This window comes from Candidatus Hydrogenedentota bacterium (genome assembly GCA_016791475.1).
Classification (GTDB): Bacteria; Hydrogenedentota; Hydrogenedentia; order Hydrogenedentales; family JAEUWI01; genus JAEUWI01.
Window position 1 is genome coordinate 23,788 of the sequence record JAEUWI010000011.1, and the last position, 16,125, is coordinate 39,912.

Sequence of the window (16,125 nt, forward strand, 5' to 3'; positions counted from 1 at the left end):
CTGGGTGTGATACACTGCCCGCGTTGCCCCGTCTGGGGCAGAACCTCCTTCCGGGCCTGCCGGTCTTCGCGCTACGCGAACCGGGCTTTCCCCAGGGCCTGAATTCGATCCGCTCTCGGTGCTTGTGCATCGCCCGCGTTCATGCGATACCCACGATTAGGGCCACCACGCCCGTCGGCCATTTCCCAATAGCCGTCAACCGCCGAGGTTCACTTCATTGGCCAAGCAAAACTTCAATTACGAGAAACGCCAGAAAGAAATGGCGAAGAAACAGAAGAAAGAGGAAAAGAGGCAGAAAAAACTCGACAAGGCGACCGCTGGACTTGTATCTGCGGTTGCGGACGGCCTTGTCGCAGGCGCCGATGCGGAGCCCGATGAGAATTCCAGCAACGACGAGAATGGCGAGGAAGAATAAGGCCCCGGGCCTCTGAAGCTATGAAAGCGCCCCATGCATGCCTGAGCAGGCCCGCATGGGGCGCTTCCGCTTGGTCACGATCAAGACCGGAAGGCGATGCGAGGTGTTCACCCTCCGAAGAGGATCGGACAGCGTGAGGAATCGTCGATGAATTCGGCGAGCCCTTTCCGCTCGCCGTTTTTCGGCCTGGATTTCTCCGTGCGCAGGTGAATTGCCAGGCTGCAGCGCGGCATCCCGCTGCGGTTCGGCCCGCTCGCGTGGAGCGTGAGACTGTGGTGAAAGCTCACGCCGCCCGGCGGAAGCGCGCCCGATGCCTCCGACCACACCTTGCCGTCGGGCACGCGAATCCCGTGGGACTGGGCTTCGAGATCCTGCCCGTAGAAGTCGCCCTGCCCCAGCAGACCCCTTGTGTGGGATCCCGGAACAAAGTGCATACAGCCCGCCTCCTCCGTCACATCACTCAGGGCCAGCCAGGCGGTAAATACCTCGCTCCCCTCCTCCCAGCAATCCCAATACTGAAAATCCTGGTGCCAGCCCACGTTCGTCTTGAAATCACCCTCGGGCGCAACGGGAGGCTTGATCAGGAGCTGCACCCACCACGCCTGAATCATCGAAGCGCCGGTGATACCTGCGGCCACCTCTCCCAGCCGCGGATTCGCAACCGCCGCCATGATTGCGCGATTGCACTGTTGGGCCATCTCGATCTTGCAGAGCGTGCGCGGATCGTTGCCCGGCTTCCAGGGCGAGTCCTCCGGGGGAATGCCCGTCTCGTAGTGACCATCGCGCACCCGCTCCATCCCGCGGAGGGTGGCGTCAATCTCTCCGGGTGAAAGCACGGGCGCGGCATGGCAATAGTAGCCATGATCCCGATAATAGTCGGCGGCATCACGTGTGGCGTTCATCGCGGGCTCTCCATCGCGGTTTGGAAGTGCCCTGATTCTAACGACTGAAGCCCCGAAATAAAAATGTCGCGACGTCCGGGTCTCGACTCCCAGTACTTGAGCAGTTTTCCAGCGCGGCCTGCCGCGCTCGGTCCTTTCTCGCCTTCAGCGCACAATCATCGTATACTCCAGCGCGATCTCCCGCTCCTCGCCGGGCGCCAGCGTAAGATTCCACGTGAGCCGCGTGCTCTGGTTTCGGCGACCGGGTCCCGCCGCCCCCACGACCGATTCCGGTTCGCCGTCGGCCCGTCGCAGGGCGCCGTCAATTTCCTCGTGGATGATCATGGCCACCGCTTCCGCGCGCTGATTGCGTACCCTAAGCTTTCCCTGGACTGTGCTCTGGATGACGGGGAAGCCCAGTTCCACGATCTCCCGGCGGGAAACTTCCTGCTCCTCATAGTCGCCGCGCACGCTCAGGGCCTTGCTGACATAGGCCAGGGCCGTTGCGCCCGGATGCGTCCAGCGGATTGTCTTTGAACCCAGAAAGCGCCCCTGGGATTCCACCATCGCCGGTCCCGTGGAAATGGGAAAGGGCAGGGGATTCTGGAAGCGCAACGCATCCCACATATCTTCCGCCGGCGCCTCCGTGTCCCCGCTCATCTGCCGCGTCCGATCCAGTGTCCACTCCACCACCCGCTCATAGGGCGCGTCGGCTTCCGCAGTCTTCAGCACCAGCGCGCCGCCGCGCTTCACCGATTGAGCCCCGATGGGCGCATAGTGAATGTCCGCGCCATCGTCCGGCGTAAAGGTGGGCGCAGCGAAAGATCCGGGCACAAACTGCGGCTCCACGTTGTTGCTGAGGATCTGCTGGGTCACCGCGGTGCTGAAGCGCTGGGGCTGTTGCACGAGTTGCGACAGAAAGGCGCTCCACGTGGCATCCGCAGCGAAAGGCGATGTCACCTGCAGAAACTCCACGTTGGGAAAGCCCGAGATTAGATCCAGCGCCACGCCCTCCAGATCTTCCAGCTCGTTGCGAATCGCCGCCGACTGGCCGATACGCAGGGTGTCGCCGTCCACAAGGTCAATCCGATACGTTGGCGCCCAGGAGAGACCATGGGCCAGGTAGCGCACGCGGATGACCGAAGGACTCGGAGCCCCGTCCCCAACCTCCAGCACGAGCACCGACCGCTCTTCCGTCTCCGGCCCGAGGGCTTCCAGCGCCCTCACATAGGCAACCAGGTCCGCCGCAACGAAGCTGCGAAGTCCGTCGCGCTCGATCACATACGTGGACGGACCCACCGGGGCGGGCCGGACCGAGCGATAGGGATCCAGAATCTCCTGCGGGACTATCGGCGTTGCGATAAGCACCCCCGTGAACGGATCGGCCCCTTCCAGCCGGAGCCCGATCTCCACCTGCTTGCCCACCAGCAGGTTCGCGGACCCCGCCGTCGCGGTGGCTCCGGACGCTACTTCCACCGTCTCGCTCCCGGATCGCGCCACGACCGCCGCCGCGCTCTCCACCCAGAGCGTGCCGTGAACCGGACTGCCGAGCGAGGCAAAGGTATAGGTGCCCGGCCCCGGCACGGTGTACTCCCGGGTAATGACCGCCAGCCCGTTCTTGAAAAGCCCCGCGGCAACGGTCTTCTCCTGCGGCGCAGCGAGAACCGCGCTCGAAGTAAGCGCGGCGCAAATAATGAACAGCAAGAGTCGTATACGCATGGTGGTATCTCCAATCGTTTGTTTCAACTGGTCATAGTAACGAAACCAGGATAGCGAGCGGCGACACGAATGGACGTAACAAAGCGGTAACAATCCGGAGTGCCCGGCCTCCGCTACGCGCTGTTTTCGCACCCCCTGGCGCTTTTGTGGTACTATTCGGGATTAACGTTCAGGTCAATAGTGCTCCAAAATGGAATGTTGTCCCCCACGTTTCCAGCCAGGTAAAACCAGTCATGATTCACGCCCTCCAGCACACCGTCGCCGCCGCGCTGGCCGAAGATATCGGTCAGGGCGACCTCACGTCCCGCGCCCTGGTGCCTGTCGGGGACCGCTGCACGGTCACCCTGCTGGCCAAGCAGGCGGGGGTGCTGAGCGGCATGGCGGCCTACCGCTACGCCTTTGACCACTGCGGGGCGGCTGTGGATGACTGGACGGGGCTGGACGACGGCGCCCCATTTGCCTCGGGCGAGGTCGTTGCGCGCTTTACCGGAGCGACGAGGGCCGTGCTGACCGCGGAGCGGACCGGCCTGAATTTCGTGCAGCGCCTGTCGGGCGTCGCCACAATCACCTCACACTTTGTCGCGGCGGTCGAGGGGTTGCAATGCCGGATCTGCGATACCCGCAAGACAACCCCCCTGCTGCGCCATTTGGAGAAGGAAGCGGTGCGCCATGGCGGCGGCGCCAATCACCGTTACAATCTTGCCGACGGGATTCTGATCAAAGAGAACCACATTGCCGCGGCGGGGGGCATCGCCACGGCGGTGGCCCGCGCGCGCGCCGGGGCCCACCACCTTATGCGGGTGGAGATCGAAGTCACCAATCTGGCGGAACTGGGCGAGGCCCTGGAGGCGGGGGCCGATGTGGTAATGCTGGACAACATGGATAACGAAACCATGGCGGAGGCGGTGCGGATAAGCCGGGCGCACAACGGGGGGCGGGTCCTGCTGGAAGCCAGCGGAAACGTGAACCTGGCGCGGGTGCGCGCCATGGCGGAAACGGGGGTGGATCTCATCTCGGTCGGCGCGCTGACTCACTCCGCGCCGGCGATCGATCTTTCACTGCTTATCAAACCGCTGTAAACCGAGGCGCGGAACCCGACCGGTCAACGTACTAAATATCTCCATTCCAAATTCGTCTACACGGATCAAGAGGCCATGCTGTTAGTCATAGATGTTGGAAATTCCAATACCGTGCTGGGTTTGTACCAGGGCGACACCTTGCAGGGTCACTGGCGCGTGAGCACCGGCAATTACCGCACGGGCGATGAACTGCGTATTCTGTTCACCATGCTGCTTCACAACGACGGCGTGGACCCGAAGTCTATCGAAGGCTGCTGCATCTCCAGCGTAGTCCCCCAGTTGAACATGGCATTGACCGAGGTGAGCAAGACCGCCTTTGGCGTGGAACCCCTCATGGTCGGCCCGGGCGTCAAGACCGGCCTCCAGTTGCAGTGCGATAACCCGAAGGAAGTGGGCGCGGACCGTATCGTGAACGCCGTGGGGGCCATCGAAGAGCACGAAGGCGCTCTGATCATCATCGATTTTGGAACCGCGACCACCTTCGACGCCGTCACCGCGAAAGCGGAGTGGCGCGGCGGCGCCATCGTACCGGGCATCCAACTGTCCGCCGAGGCCCTGTTCGAACATTGCGCGAAACTGCCACGCGTCGAAATTACGAAGCCGGAGTTCGCCATTGGCCGCGACACCGTCACCAACATCCGCTCCGGCCTGACCTATGGCTACGCCGATCTGGTGGACGGCATGGTGCGCCGATTTGGCGAGGAAATGGGTGGCAAGCCCCGGGTCATCGCCACGGGCGGTCTGGCCCATGTGATGGCGGAGGTGGGCAAGTCGATTGACGTGGTGGATCCGTACCTGACGCTGAAGGGCCTCAAGGCGGTATACCACAAGAACCCGAGGCCAAGCCTGTGAAATACTGGATTGTTGTAGTCTTCCCGGCGCTGACCCTGGCCGCCTGTGGAAACGGTGCGCCGCCGGCCGCGCCACCGGCCCAGCCCGACGCGGAAAGCGCTTCCGCGGAAGTACCGGAAAACGCCATGGACATGACCAATATCGAAATGCATCTCTGGCCCTCCAGCGAAGCGCCCGGCCAGGAGGAGAAGCCCCTGCTTTCCATTCGCGCCCAGCGCGTAACGGGCAATATGGACGGAAGCGGTGCGGAGCTTTCCTTCGAGGGCGCTCAGGCCGTCGTGCCGCAACAGAAGCCGGAAGACTCTCAAATTCACTTCGAAGCCGCAAGCGGAACCTTCCAGGAAAATCAGCGCGCGGTCCTGAAGGGCGGCGTGAAAGCCCAGATCGACGATATGGCCATCGCCCTTGAGGAGATTACCTGGGAAATTGCACCCCGGGAAGGCGAAGACAGCGGCACCGGTATGGCCTTCAGCGACAAGCCCCTTACGATTACCAGCCCCACACAAAAGCTTGAGGCGGCTCGACTGCGCCTTTACCCTGATTCAAATTCCATGGAATTGTATGAAGTATCGGGTGTTATCACCTTTACGGGAGAAAAACCATGAGGCGGATTGCCGCATTCTTACTCGGGGCGATGCTGATCGCCGCACCGGCCCTCGCCCAGGGCGGCGCCGATGGCTACAACTCCATGTCGGTCAAGGCGGGCATGATGAAGGGCAATATCCAGACCGGTAAACTGGACTCGCTCACGGGGGGCGTATTCATCGAACTGCTCTCCGATGATGCCGCAAAGCCGAGCTTGCCGATACGCGCCAACAACATCACCTTTGAGTGGAAAGAAGGATCCTCCATGCCGTCGAAGATCAAGATGGACGGCAATGTGGACATCAAACATCCCCAGGGACAGATCAAGGCGCAGCACGCCGACTGGAACCTGGAATCGGGCGATTTGGTTTTCACCGGCAACCCCGTGATGGATTCCGACACCTTTAAGAATCTGGCCGCGGAGCGCATCATGATCAACATGGAGACGGGCGCCTTCTCCCTGGAGCAGACCTCCGTCGACAAGATGCCGCTGAAAGGCGCCGAGGGCGGCAGTGGCGCGGGTGGTGGCGGTGGCGGTGGCGCGCCCCTGCCCGGCGAACTGACGGAGGCGGATGTGACCGATTTTGAAGGCCTGATCAATACCCTCAAGAGCCAGGCCAAAGCGAGCGGCGACAACCCCGGCAAGCAGGTCATGGCCCAGCTCAACGCGACCGTTCGCGATATGCTGGAAAGCCAGGAGACCTCGGTGCTCGTGGGCGCCAAGGCCGACGTAATCAAGCAGCTCAACGCGGTCATCCGGAAGCCCGGCATGTACAAGCGGGCCGCCTGGGACGGGATCGCCCTCAGCGACGAGGTGAAAGCCCTGATCGCCAAGAAGGACCAGACCCCGGAAGAACAGGCCCGACAGAACAGACTCTTGCTCAACGCGGCCTACCCCGCTATGATTAAGGGACTGTAAGTCCCCGCTGGATAGCGGTGGTTTGTTCGTTGTTCCAGTATTCCTGGGAGGTATGGAGCGGGGGCTTTCCAGCCCCGAAGCCGAGCAACGAAGTTGGACGGCTACCCCGTAGATTGTTTCAAACGACTGCGTTGCATGAAATTGGGGGGCTGGAAAGCCCCCCTACATCGTTTCAAGTGCCTCTATGGGTGGTGAAGTAACGCGAGGAAAGTAGACACGTGCCCAAAACCGATTCAGCCCTGCTCCACACGGAAAACCTGGAAAAGTCCTTCAAAAAGCGGAAGGTCGTCCGGGGCGTGTCCATTGCCGTGAATCCGGGCGAGATCGTGGGGCTCCTCGGCCCCAATGGCGCGGGAAAAACCACCACCTTCACCATGACCGTGGGGCTGCTGCGCCCCGACTCGGGCAAGATCTTCTACGACGGCCATGACATCACAAAAATGCCCATGTACCTCCGGGCCAGGGCCGGCATGGCCTATCTGCCCCAGGAGCCATCGGTGTTTCGCCAACTCACCGTTCGCGAAAATATCCTCGCCATCCTGGAGTATCAGCCCCTGACCAAGGCGGAACGGGTCAAGCGGGCCGACGAACTCCTGGACGAACTGAACATCGCCCATCTTGCCAACAGCCCCGCCTACACCCTCTCCGGCGGCGAGCGACGCCGCACGGAAATCGCCCGGGCTCTCGTGACCAATCCGAAGGTCTTTCTTCTCGATGAACCCTTCGCGGGTATCGACCCCATCGCCGTGGCCGACCTGCAGGACATGATGGGCCAATTGAAGAAGAAGGGCATCGGCGTGCTCATCACCGATCACAACGTGCGCGAAACACTCGGCATCTCCGATCGCGCCTATATTATCATCGAGGGCGAGGTGCGCGTCTCCGGCACGCCCGACGAAATCGCAAACGATCCGACCGCGCGCAAATACTACCTCGGCGAGCGATTCAGCCTGAGTGGCGCGACCGCCGAGTAATCACACCCCGTATTGCCGGAGGTGATGGGCCAGGTGGACTCCATGCACGCGGGACCAGCGGCGCAGGGAAATGTTTCCCAGAAGGGGACTGAAGCCCTTCCGCTCCGGCGCGGTCTCCAGCGCTTCCACGAAACGCCACAGGGCCGCTACACACCGGGCCCGCTCTTCCTCCAGCATCGCATCGCCATCGGGGCAGAAGCTGTCCGGCGCTTTTATCTTCCCTTCGGGCCATCGGGTGAACCAGACGAAGAAAAGGTACCAGACCACGAAGCGCGGCAACGGGATAAAGACCTTCTCCGCCCGTTGCTCGTTGAGGGAAGCTTCGAACACATAGTTCAGATGGCGCATGAGGGCGGCCGGGTCCAGCGTACCCCAGCGGCGCTGGTCGGACGTGTTTATCGCGTCCAGACGTTGAACGAAGTCACCCGCCGAGGTCCGATTCAGGTCGATGGTGGCCATGGTTTTCTCCTGTGTCTCCGGGGAATGTAGCAGGGACGATGGTGGTCAATTCAAGTGCGATTTTTTACACTCCGCCTCATCCACCCCACCGGCAAGATCGCCAAAAATCCGTCGCCGCAACCACTTACAGCAAACGCAACCTGGGGAAATTTTCATGTTCTTTCTTGCAATCCGTGTACCGCGAACGTCGCCAGACGACAAATTTTGTCGCGACCCGCAATCCCCGCAAGGTTGCCCGTTTTCCTCAAGTCAACTAATTACAGGAACTTAACACTGTCGTGGCACATTGGCACATACTTTGCATCCTCTTGCTGTGCGCGAAGCAAAATGCCCAGTAAAGGAGAACCCGCTATGAAAAACAACCAGGGATTCACGCTGATCGAGCTGATGATTGTTGTCGAAATCATCGCCATTATTGCCGCCATCGCCGTACCCAACTACATTCGGACCCGCATCCAGGCCAATGAAGCCTCCGCCATTGCCAGCCTGCGCGTAATCCTCGATGCGGAAACCAGCTACAACACCCAGCACTATGAATATGCCGACGACATTACCGACCTGACCAGCGCATCACCCCCCTTCCTCGAAGGTGGCGACTGGACCGGACCGCGCAGCGGCTACCAATATCGCGTGGAGGGCGACGGTACCAGCTTCGTGGCCTATGCCACCCCCGTGGAATGGAACGTCACCGGCTGGAATGGCTTCCGAATCGATGTATCGGCGGCCATACGCTACGAGCAGGGTGCCGAACCAGACGAGACCAGCGAGACGATCTCCGGAAACTGATGGACTCGGTCGCAGCGGGCTCAAGCACGCCCTTCTTCGGGACAGCAGGGAATTCGCCACCTGCTGTCCCGTTTTCCATTTTTCCCCACGTCGGCACGCTCACCCTTGCGGGTCAGTCCACCACCGGATTCGGTTGCGTCCTGGGAACACCGTGATCGTCCAGATAGAGGTCGGTAAGCCGTCGGGTAAGATAATCATAGGCCTCGTCCACCGTGTCGCAGAAGGTGAAGAGCTTCAGGTCGTCCGGGCATACATAGCCGAGTTCCACGAGCGCCTCAAAATTGAAGACCCGCTCCCAGAATTCGCGGCCGAATAGCACAATGGGCATGTCCTTCGCCGTCTTGTGGGTCTGCACCAGGGTGAGCACTTCGAAGAGTTCATCCATGGTGCCGAAACCGCCGGGAAACACGATCAGCGCTTTGGCCAGGTAAACGAACCAGAACTTGCGCACGAAAAAGTAGTGGAACTCAAAGGCGAGCTCGGGCGTCTGGTAGGGGTTGCCCGCCTGCTCCATCGGCAGACTGATGTTGAGCGACACCGAGCGCCCACCCGCCTGCCGGGCGCCTCGATTTGCGGCTTCCATGATCCCGGGACCACCGCCGGAACAGACCACGAAGTGGTAACCCTGGTTTTTCAACTGCATGGACCAATGGGTGAGCCGCTCGGAAAGGGCCACGGCCTCGCCGTAGTACTTTGCATTGGCGGCGTCCCGTCGCGCCACGGCGAGTCGCCGGGCCTGCTCGGAATCGAGCGTCTCCAGCCCCGCCAACTCGGTCTCGATCTTTTCCAGCCGTTCGGCGGCCACTTCCGGGGCCAGGGTGCGGGCGGAACCGAAAAACACGATGGTGTCGCGGACGCGGTACTTTCTGAAGCGGCTTTTCGGCTCGGCAAATTCGCACAGGACGCGGATCTGGCGCGCGTCGGGGGAGTTCAGGAAATCCAGATTCTTATAGGCTTTTTCGGGTTTTGACAAGGAAAGATACCTCTCTCGCCCCGGAGGGCGGCTCAAATGGGGTGCGCCGGGCCCGCCGTGAAAACTTGCATCGCGCGGCGCACATGGATCCTAATGTAGCGGGATTGCCCCCTTCCACACAATCCCGGACGGGAGAACTGCGTGCAGCTTGGCGTACAGGGCCAGAATTGTCCATGAAGTACGAGAACCTTGAGGGCCTGCGTATATCCAACCGATACGCGGTGGGCCGGTTGCTCGGTTACGGCGGCATGGGCTCGGTGTATCTGGTCCACGACGAGGCCAAACATCGCCAGGTGGCCCTCAAGGTACTCCACGAAAAGCACCGGGACCACGATTGGATCGTGGCCCGTTTCGCCCGGGAAGTGGAGGTGCTCCGCACCCTGCACCATCCGAATGTCGTCGATCTTTATGACGCAGGAAAAGACGGTCGCCGCCTCTATTACACCATGGAGTACATCAAGGGCTGCAACCTCCGGGAGTGGATGTTCCGCCATACCCCCATGGATTTCGCCTCGGCCGTTCACGTGATCTGCCTTGCTTCGCGCGGGCTCTACTATGTGCACCAGCGATACATCCACCGGGACATCGCCCCGGAGAACATCATGCTGCGCAAGGATGGCGTGGTAAAGGTCATCGACTTCGGGCTGGCGCGCAAGAATCAGTGCAACGAGGGGCTCACCCTCTTCGGATCCAATCTCGGGCGCAATGAATACAACTCCCCCGAACAGAAACGTAACGCCGCCCTCGCGGATTTCCGGGCGGATCTCTATCCTCTGGGCGTCATGTTTTACGAGATGCTCACCGGCGAACTGCCGCCCGAGGGGGTCTCTCCAGAAATGCTGGGGAAAAATCTGCCCCGGGGCTGCGACGAATTTCTCGCAAAAACGCTCGCCCAAGATCCTTTCGAACGCTATGCCAATGCAAAAGCTGCCGGTGCTGCACTGCTTGAAATCTACCAGCGCGCTCATCGCCGTGAAAAGGCCCAGCGATTTGCCATGGACGAGGTCGAGGCGAAGCCCTCGCGCTGGGAGAAGTTCCGCTCGGCCTTCCGCCGCATATTTCAGCGTCTACACGGAAGACTGCTCAGGCGCCGATAGTACCGCCGCCTAACGCTGAAGCGCGTGGAAATGATACGCGGCGCTTTCTCCGAGGGCCTGAAGATTGTAACCGCCCTCCAGCAGCGATATGACCCTCCCCCCCGCCACACCCTTGACCAGCTTCGTCATCTCGCCGTAAGTCTCCGATTCCAGCCGCTGGCTCGCCAGCGGATCGAGGCGATGGGCGTCGAAGCCGCAGGAAATGATGAGAAACTGGGGATCAAAACGCTCGAACTCCGGTAGAATCGTATCCGTGATTGCGCCCAGCCAGTCTTCAGGGCCTTTCCCATAGGACATGGTGATATTTAGATTCGTGTTGTTCTTCCCCCGCTCGGAGGGGTGCCCCGTTCCGGGATAGAGCGGGGCCTCATGGATACTGGCGTAGTAGATGGAGTCGTCGTTGTAGGTGATGTCCTGGGTGCCGTTTCCGTGGTGCACGTCCCAGTCCAGGATCGCCACGCGATCGAGACCGCCTTCCGTACGAAGCCAGCGGGCGGCGATGGCGGCATTGTTAAACAGGCAGAAACCCATCACCCGGTTGCGCTCCGCGTGGTGTCCTGGCGGGCGCATGGCGCTGAAGGCGTTGTCACAGCGGCCTTCGAGCACCGCCCGCGCCGCTTCGATCGCACCGCCCGCGGCAAGCATGGCCGCCTCCCAGGAGCCGGGTCCCATCGCCGTGTCGGGGTCGTTGAACTCTTCCCCCGTGGTGCAATAGCGCTGCACGATGCCGATGTGGGCCTCGGCGTGGCATCGGGACAAGTCGTCCAGACGGGCCGGCTTTTTTTCCAGCAGCAGATCGGGCTTGAGACCCGCCGCCTGCATGGCGTTGCGGATGGCGCCCATGCGGCCCGGGGATTCCACATGGCCCGAGCCGGTATCGTGCTTCTCCGCTTCCTCACACTGAAAAAAGGCCGTTTTCGACATGGTTGTACTGATCTCTCTCGTTAAAGGCGGGTGTCCGCGCTCCCCCGCGGAGCGGTGCCGGCTTCTTCGCCGGGCGCGCCCTTCGGGATGGTCGCTAATCGCGGAGACTGGAAAGGCGCTGCTCGAAATGGTCTCATATTCGGCAGCGGCTGGTCCACCAGAACAGGCACGGCACGCGGGTGCACGCGCCTTCAGCCGGACGGGGGCGGCGCGGGAGCGGGATTCCCCTCGCGTGCGGGCGGTGGAATGATCGGTCCCAAATTGCGCTTGCCCGCGAGAACGGCGGCGCGAAACGCGCGTACGGGAAGGCGGGCATCGTCGAGCTGGGCAAGCCCCGGATCCCGTGCGCGGAGCAACTTCTCGGCGGGACCGCGATTGCCCAGGATGGCCCAGTGGATCGCGGACATACCATACTCGTTGTGCGTGTCCAGGCGCGCGCCCCGTGCGATGAGCACTTCCATGGCCCGGGTGTTGCCCAGAAACGCGGCCCAGTCCAGGGGGTGCATCCGGGCCTCGTCGTGAACCAGCTTATGAAAACTTGCGCGCTTCTCATGCGTCCCGACGGTCTTGCCTATTATATCGGTAAAGCGCTCGGTGAGGGCGTCGCTATGGTAGGCCATCCAGCGGCCGGGGTGCATGGGGTCCGCCCCGCGATCCAGAAGCAACTGGAGCAGGGCGGTGTTTCCCCGCCAGATGGCGTAGTACACCGCGCTGAAATCATTGATATCTCCGGCGTTCGGATCCGCGCCGCGCTCCAGGAGCCAGTGGGCCGTTTCGTAATCCCCGTGATATGCCGCCTTCAGCAGCGGCGTACCCCGGCGAATGAAGGATCGCCAGTCTTCCCGCGCGTTGATGTTTGCGCCGTGCCTAAGGAAGAATTCCGCAAGTTCCCGATTGTGCGCCCACAGAAAGGGCGTCGCGCCGTTGAGGTCCGCCGCGTCAACCGCCGCCCCCCGCGCCAGCAGCACGGTGGCCGCCGCCACGGAATCGACCAGGTGCAGGGGAACCACCCCCGCTTTGTTTCGGACATTCGGATCGGCCCCCCCGTCCATCAGGGCCGCCAGTACGCCGGTATTCCCGAAGAGCGCGGCCAGATGGAGGGGACTGAGCCCCAGGGGGCCCGCTGTTTGGGGAGACAGGCCCGCCGCCAGCAGGGGGGGCACGACGGCGCCGTCCCCCTTTCCCAGCGTGGCCCAGTGCAGCGCCTGCGCGCCGTCGCGCGTGGTCGCGCCGGGGTCCGCGCCCTCGGCGATGAGGTGCCGCACCAGTTCCACATCGCCCTGGAGTGCGGCATAGTGCAGGAGGGTCGCCCCGTCGTCCCCACGCCAGGCCACCGGCGGCCCGGCCTGCAGGAGACGGTCGCGAACGCTCTCGGGATCGGTCGCGAGGGCGTGAAAGAGGCGCGCGTCGCGGGAGGTCCAGATCATGACCAGGACGGCGAGGGCGACGGCGGCAAGAACCGACAGGGCGACACGACGCGACAGGCGCGCCCGGGACGCCCAGAGGCGCCAGGGCGGCGTGTGGGCCGTGTCGGGCACTGCGGGATAGGCGACGTAGCACTGGTTGTACCAGTGCGGCCGCCCGCAGAGGGCCGCGGCGAGAATCACGGCGCGATCCCAGTAAAGCGCGGCCAATACACAGGGAAGCAGGTAGGCCGCCGCCTCGACGTAGCGCGCGATGGGCGGTTCCACGAGGATGACCAGCAGCATCTTGGTCAGAAAGAAGGTGCCCGAGAGGAAAAGGAGCACTGTCGCCGCACGGCTGAAGAAGGGACGGGAACCCTCGCCAAAGGCGCGCCGCTCCACGGGCCAGCTCAACAGCGCCAAAACGATCAGCGCCAGGAACACCACAAGGGAATAGTCCGGGCCGAGACCAAAGCCCTCGTCGCGGCCACCGCCCAGCAGAAGGACGAGGGCCATTCGAAAACTCTCCACCGCGGCGCCCGCCAGCCAGTCGCCATACATGGGCCATTCAACGAGAAAGGTCTGGAGGCTCAGGCGGCTCATGGCCTGGTCCCGCTCGACATTGCCCGCGGCGCCTTCCACGGGCGGGAACTTCGCCTGCAGCGTGCGACCGATGCGGTTCACGTTTGCGGCGTAAATCGGTGCGATGTAGTTCCAGTCGTCGCGAAGCCCTTTTCTCGTAAGGAACCGTGGATCGGGCCAGGCCTCGCGCCCTCGGGCAAAAACCTGCCCAAGGGGCCGTTCCCCGGCGGGAAGGCGCGATACGGTCTGGCTGTCGAGCATTTCGATAGAAATGCCGATGGTATTCTGTCCGCCGAAAGATACGAGACCGAAGTGACCCACCAGGACGAGTCGCATTGCGCTGAAAAGCAGCAGGGGCAATACGCAGGCGGCCATGCACCGTGCGAACTGGCCCAGCCAGCGGACCTGATGGAGTCGGCCCCACCGGCGTGTATAGAGCAGAATCCACGCGGCAGGCACCCAGGCCACCAGAAAAAGGAAGGCTGGCCGCATCTGATAGGCCAGGAAAATGGAGAGCGCGAGGCCGATGCAGGGGAGCAACGTACGCGTGCCGGCGAACCAGAGGAGAAAACCCGCCGCCGCGATGGCGAAGCACTTCGCGGGCGTTTCGGGAATGACATGCGCCACCGGCACGATCCAGATCAGGGGCGAGGCGGCGACAAGCGCGGCCGGGCCCGTCAACCCGTAGGCGCGCAACCCCAGACCGAAGACAAGGACGCAGGGCAGAAGGAGCAGCATCTGGGCTTCGGGGTAGGCCGGCAAGCCATGCCCCTGGCCGGCCACGAAGGCGTGGAAGAGTGGATACCCAAGGGTACGCAGGCCACTGAGGGCCTCGGACAGGGGCGACAGCGGCACCTGAAAATAGGAATCACCGAGCGGTGGCACGAAGGGCGCCAGAAGGCGGGCATACCAGAATGCGATACCGGCCTGAAGGACAAACAGCAGCAGCGCGGTGTAGTCACCTCGTTTCATGGGTGCTCCGGGGATTTGGGGGTCTTATGGGTCTTATGGGTCTTATGGGTCTTATGGGTCGTATGGGTCGTATGGGTCTTATGGGTCGTGTGGGTAGGGCCTTATGGGCCCAAATGACTTCATTCGACCCATAAGACCCATGTTCACACTCCAGCCTCCAGCCTCCAGCCTTCAGCCTTCAGCCTTCAGCCTTCAGCCTTCAGCCTTCAGCCTCCAGACTCCAGACTCCAGACTACAGCCTAAACCCGGCAGCCTACAAGCGCCCGCGCCACGAGGGCATCGAGATCACTGCCATCCACCGCGCCGTGAACGGTGTCCGCAAAGCGTACAAACTCGGTGTAGATTCGGTCCCGATCGGATTCGGCCACAACATGGCCCCGGCTCTTTGCCACGTGAAACACGGCATTGCGGCCCGAACGGGCGGTGAGGATGAAATCGTGACCGTCCTTCCCAACCATTTCCGGCGCGACAAACTGGTAGTTCTCCGCCGCTTTCAAGATGCCGTCCTGATGGATACCCGAACTGTGAGTGAAGGCGTTGCGGCCGACGATGGCCCGGTTGGGCTGTACCGGCACACCCGTGGCCGCCGCCACCATGGCACTGATCGCAGTGAGGCCGCCGAGCTGGATGCCGGTGTCGCCCGCGCCCTTCAGGGCCGCAATGACGGCTATCTCCTCCAACGCGGTGTTCCCCGCGCGCTCGCCGATGCCGTTTACCGTCACCTCGACCTGGCGCGCGCCGCCGCGAATCGCCGCGAAGGCGTTGGCCGTGGCCAGGCCCATGTCGTTGTGGCAGTGGGCCGACACGATGGTGGACGCGCCGAGAAACTGGACCATGTCGCGCACCATGGGGCCGAACTCGTCGGGTGTCATGCAGCCCACGGTATCGGCGATATTGATGCGCGACGCGCCCGCCTCCACGGCGGCTTCGGCACACTGGCGAAGGAATATCGGGTCGCTCCGGGTGGCGTCCTCCAGGCTGAACTGGACCGCCTCGGCCCACCGCCGCGCCTGGCGTACGCTCCGGTCTATGGCCGAAACCGCCTGGGCCCGGGTCATGTGCAACTTGTGGGCCAGGTGGATATCCGATGTGCCAATGACGAGATGCATGACCGGCGCGACAGCCGGACGCAACGCCTCCCCGGCGGCATCAATATCTCCCGGGACGCACCGGGACAAGGCCGCGACTTCGCAACCCCCGATCAGCCCGGCGATAGCCCGCACGGCCCCGGCGTCGCCCGGAGACGACGCGGGGAAGCCCGCCTCAATGGTGGCCACGCCGAGGGCTTCGAGGGCCTCCGCAATGGCAGTTTTTTCGTGAACGTCCAAATGGACTCCGGGCGTCTGCTCGCCGTCCCGGAGGGTGGTGTCTAATACTCGAATCTGTTTCCGCATGCGATTACGCGCTCCAGGTAGTTTTTCTTTCCAATCGAAAAAGTTCAACGCGAGCGTCGCAGCATGTGGATTCGGGCTATCGCAGTCCCAATTCCATTCCACTTCCCTCCT

Annotated in this window: 15 protein-coding genes; 8 read left to right on the top strand and 7 right to left on the bottom strand. The window is 62.6% G+C overall.

All coding sequences use genetic code 11. The annotated features are described in order from the left end of the window. Positions 1-217: 217 nt before the first annotated feature. Positions 218-415, top strand: coding sequence for a hypothetical protein (locus tag JNK74_07870; protein ID MBL7646088.1), 198 nt, complete (start codon positions 218-220; stop codon positions 413-415). Between the two features lie 107 nt (positions 416-522). On the opposite strand, the gene JNK74_07875 is transcribed toward JNK74_07870, so the two are convergent. Together JNK74_07875 and JNK74_07880 are read right to left on the bottom strand one after the other, a co-directional pair. Continuing rightward, positions 523-1,317, bottom strand: coding sequence for a phytanoyl-CoA dioxygenase family protein (locus JNK74_07875; GenBank protein ID MBL7646089.1), 795 nt, complete (start codon positions 1,315-1,317; stop codon positions 523-525). A gap of 144 nt (positions 1,318-1,461) precedes the next feature. Continuing rightward, positions 1,462-3,015, bottom strand: coding sequence for a hypothetical protein (locus JNK74_07880; GenBank protein ID MBL7646090.1), 1,554 nt, complete (start codon positions 3,013-3,015; stop codon positions 1,462-1,464). Between the two features lie 233 nt (positions 3,016-3,248). Here JNK74_07880 and nadC point away from each other — a divergent pair, with 233 nt between their 5' ends. From nadC to lptB, 5 genes are all read left to right on the top strand, one after another. Next, the gene (gene nadC / locus JNK74_07885) at positions 3,249-4,094 is read left to right on the top strand and encodes a carboxylating nicotinate-nucleotide diphosphorylase (GenBank protein ID MBL7646091.1); all 846 of its coding nucleotides are present in this window, start codon (positions 3,249-3,251) and stop codon (positions 4,092-4,094) included. A 75-nt stretch (positions 4,095-4,169) separates the two neighbouring features. Then, complete coding sequence (locus tag JNK74_07890) at positions 4,170-4,946, top strand: type III pantothenate kinase (protein MBL7646092.1); 777 nt, start codon at positions 4,170-4,172, stop codon at positions 4,944-4,946. Then, entirely contained in the window at positions 4,943-5,551 is a 609-nt protein-coding gene (gene lptC, locus JNK74_07895) for an LPS export ABC transporter periplasmic protein LptC (GenBank protein MBL7646093.1), read from the top strand. Before JNK74_07890 ends, lptC begins: the two co-directional genes overlap by 4 nt. Beyond that, positions 5,548-6,450, top strand: coding sequence for a hypothetical protein (locus JNK74_07900; GenBank protein MBL7646094.1), 903 nt, complete (start codon positions 5,548-5,550; stop codon positions 6,448-6,450). The genes lptC and JNK74_07900 overlap by 4 nt, the downstream gene beginning before the upstream one ends. A gap of 239 nt (positions 6,451-6,689) precedes the next feature. Then, positions 6,690-7,424: an LPS export ABC transporter ATP-binding protein gene (lptB, locus tag JNK74_07905; GenBank protein ID MBL7646095.1), complete on the top strand. Its 735-nt coding sequence runs from the start codon at positions 6,690-6,692 to the stop codon at positions 7,422-7,424. On the opposite strand, the gene JNK74_07910 is transcribed toward lptB, so the two are convergent. Further along, positions 7,425-7,883 (bottom strand): DUF1569 domain-containing protein, encoded by a 459-nt coding sequence (locus tag JNK74_07910; GenBank protein ID MBL7646096.1) that lies wholly within the window; start codon positions 7,881-7,883, stop codon positions 7,425-7,427. Positions 7,884-8,234: 351 nt separating this feature from the next. On the opposite strand from JNK74_07910, the gene JNK74_07915 reads away from it, so the two are divergent. After that, positions 8,235-8,669, top strand: coding sequence for a prepilin-type N-terminal cleavage/methylation domain-containing protein (locus JNK74_07915; GenBank protein ID MBL7646097.1), 435 nt, complete (start codon positions 8,235-8,237; stop codon positions 8,667-8,669). Between the two features lie 112 nt (positions 8,670-8,781). Here JNK74_07915 and JNK74_07920 read toward each other — a convergent pair whose 3' ends face one another. Next, complete coding sequence (locus tag JNK74_07920; GenBank protein MBL7646098.1) at positions 8,782-9,642, bottom strand: TIGR00730 family Rossman fold protein; 861 nt, start codon at positions 9,640-9,642, stop codon at positions 8,782-8,784. Between the two features lie 173 nt (positions 9,643-9,815). Here JNK74_07920 and JNK74_07925 point away from each other — a divergent pair, with 173 nt between their 5' ends. Further along, positions 9,816-10,739, top strand: coding sequence for a serine/threonine protein kinase (locus tag JNK74_07925; protein MBL7646099.1), 924 nt, complete (start codon positions 9,816-9,818; stop codon positions 10,737-10,739). A 9-nt stretch (positions 10,740-10,748) separates the two neighbouring features. Here JNK74_07925 and JNK74_07930 read toward each other — a convergent pair whose 3' ends face one another. The 3 genes from JNK74_07930 to JNK74_07940 form a co-directional block, all read right to left on the bottom strand. Beyond that, positions 10,749-11,663, bottom strand: a complete 915-nt coding sequence (locus tag JNK74_07930) for a histone deacetylase (GenBank protein ID MBL7646100.1) — start codon at positions 11,661-11,663, stop codon at positions 10,749-10,751. Positions 11,664-11,854: 191 nt separating this feature from the next. Beyond that, entirely contained in the window at positions 11,855-14,620 is a 2,766-nt protein-coding gene (locus tag JNK74_07935) for an ankyrin repeat domain-containing protein (GenBank protein MBL7646101.1), read from the bottom strand. A 239-nt stretch (positions 14,621-14,859) separates the two neighbouring features. Continuing rightward, positions 14,860-16,014, bottom strand: coding sequence for a 2-isopropylmalate synthase (locus tag JNK74_07940; protein MBL7646102.1), 1,155 nt, complete (start codon positions 16,012-16,014; stop codon positions 14,860-14,862). Positions 16,015-16,125 lie beyond the last annotated feature (111 nt).

What these genes read in the sequence shown, in the direction of transcription:
- JNK74_07925 (MBL7646099.1), top strand. Translation starts at nt 9,816, where the DNA reads ATGAAGTACGAGAACCTTGAGGGCCTGCGTATATCCAACCGATACGCG.
- nadC (MBL7646091.1), top strand. Translation starts at nt 3,249, where the DNA reads ATGATTCACGCCCTCCAGCACACCGTCGCCGCCGCGCTGGCCGAAGAT.
- JNK74_07875 (MBL7646089.1), bottom strand. Translation starts at nt 1,317, where the DNA reads ATGAACGCCACACGTGATGCCGCCGACTATTATCGGGATCATGGCTAC.
- JNK74_07940 (MBL7646102.1), bottom strand. Translation starts at nt 16,014, where the DNA reads ATGCGGAAACAGATTCGAGTATTAGACACCACCCTCCGGGACGGCGAG.
- JNK74_07890 (MBL7646092.1), top strand. Translation starts at nt 4,170, where the DNA reads ATGCTGTTAGTCATAGATGTTGGAAATTCCAATACCGTGCTGGGTTTG.
- JNK74_07915 (MBL7646097.1), top strand. Translation starts at nt 8,235, where the DNA reads ATGAAAAACAACCAGGGATTCACGCTGATCGAGCTGATGATTGTTGTC.
- JNK74_07935 (MBL7646101.1), bottom strand. Translation starts at nt 14,620, where the DNA reads ATGAAACGAGGTGACTACACCGCGCTGCTGCTGTTTGTCCTTCAGGCC.
- JNK74_07930 (MBL7646100.1), bottom strand. Translation starts at nt 11,663, where the DNA reads ATGTCGAAAACGGCCTTTTTTCAGTGTGAGGAAGCGGAGAAGCACGAT.
- JNK74_07880 (MBL7646090.1), bottom strand. Translation starts at nt 3,015, where the DNA reads ATGCGTATACGACTCTTGCTGTTCATTATTTGCGCCGCGCTTACTTCG.
- JNK74_07910 (MBL7646096.1), bottom strand. Translation starts at nt 7,883, where the DNA reads ATGGCCACCATCGACCTGAATCGGACCTCGGCGGGTGACTTCGTTCAA.
- JNK74_07900 (MBL7646094.1), top strand. Translation starts at nt 5,548, where the DNA reads ATGAGGCGGATTGCCGCATTCTTACTCGGGGCGATGCTGATCGCCGCA.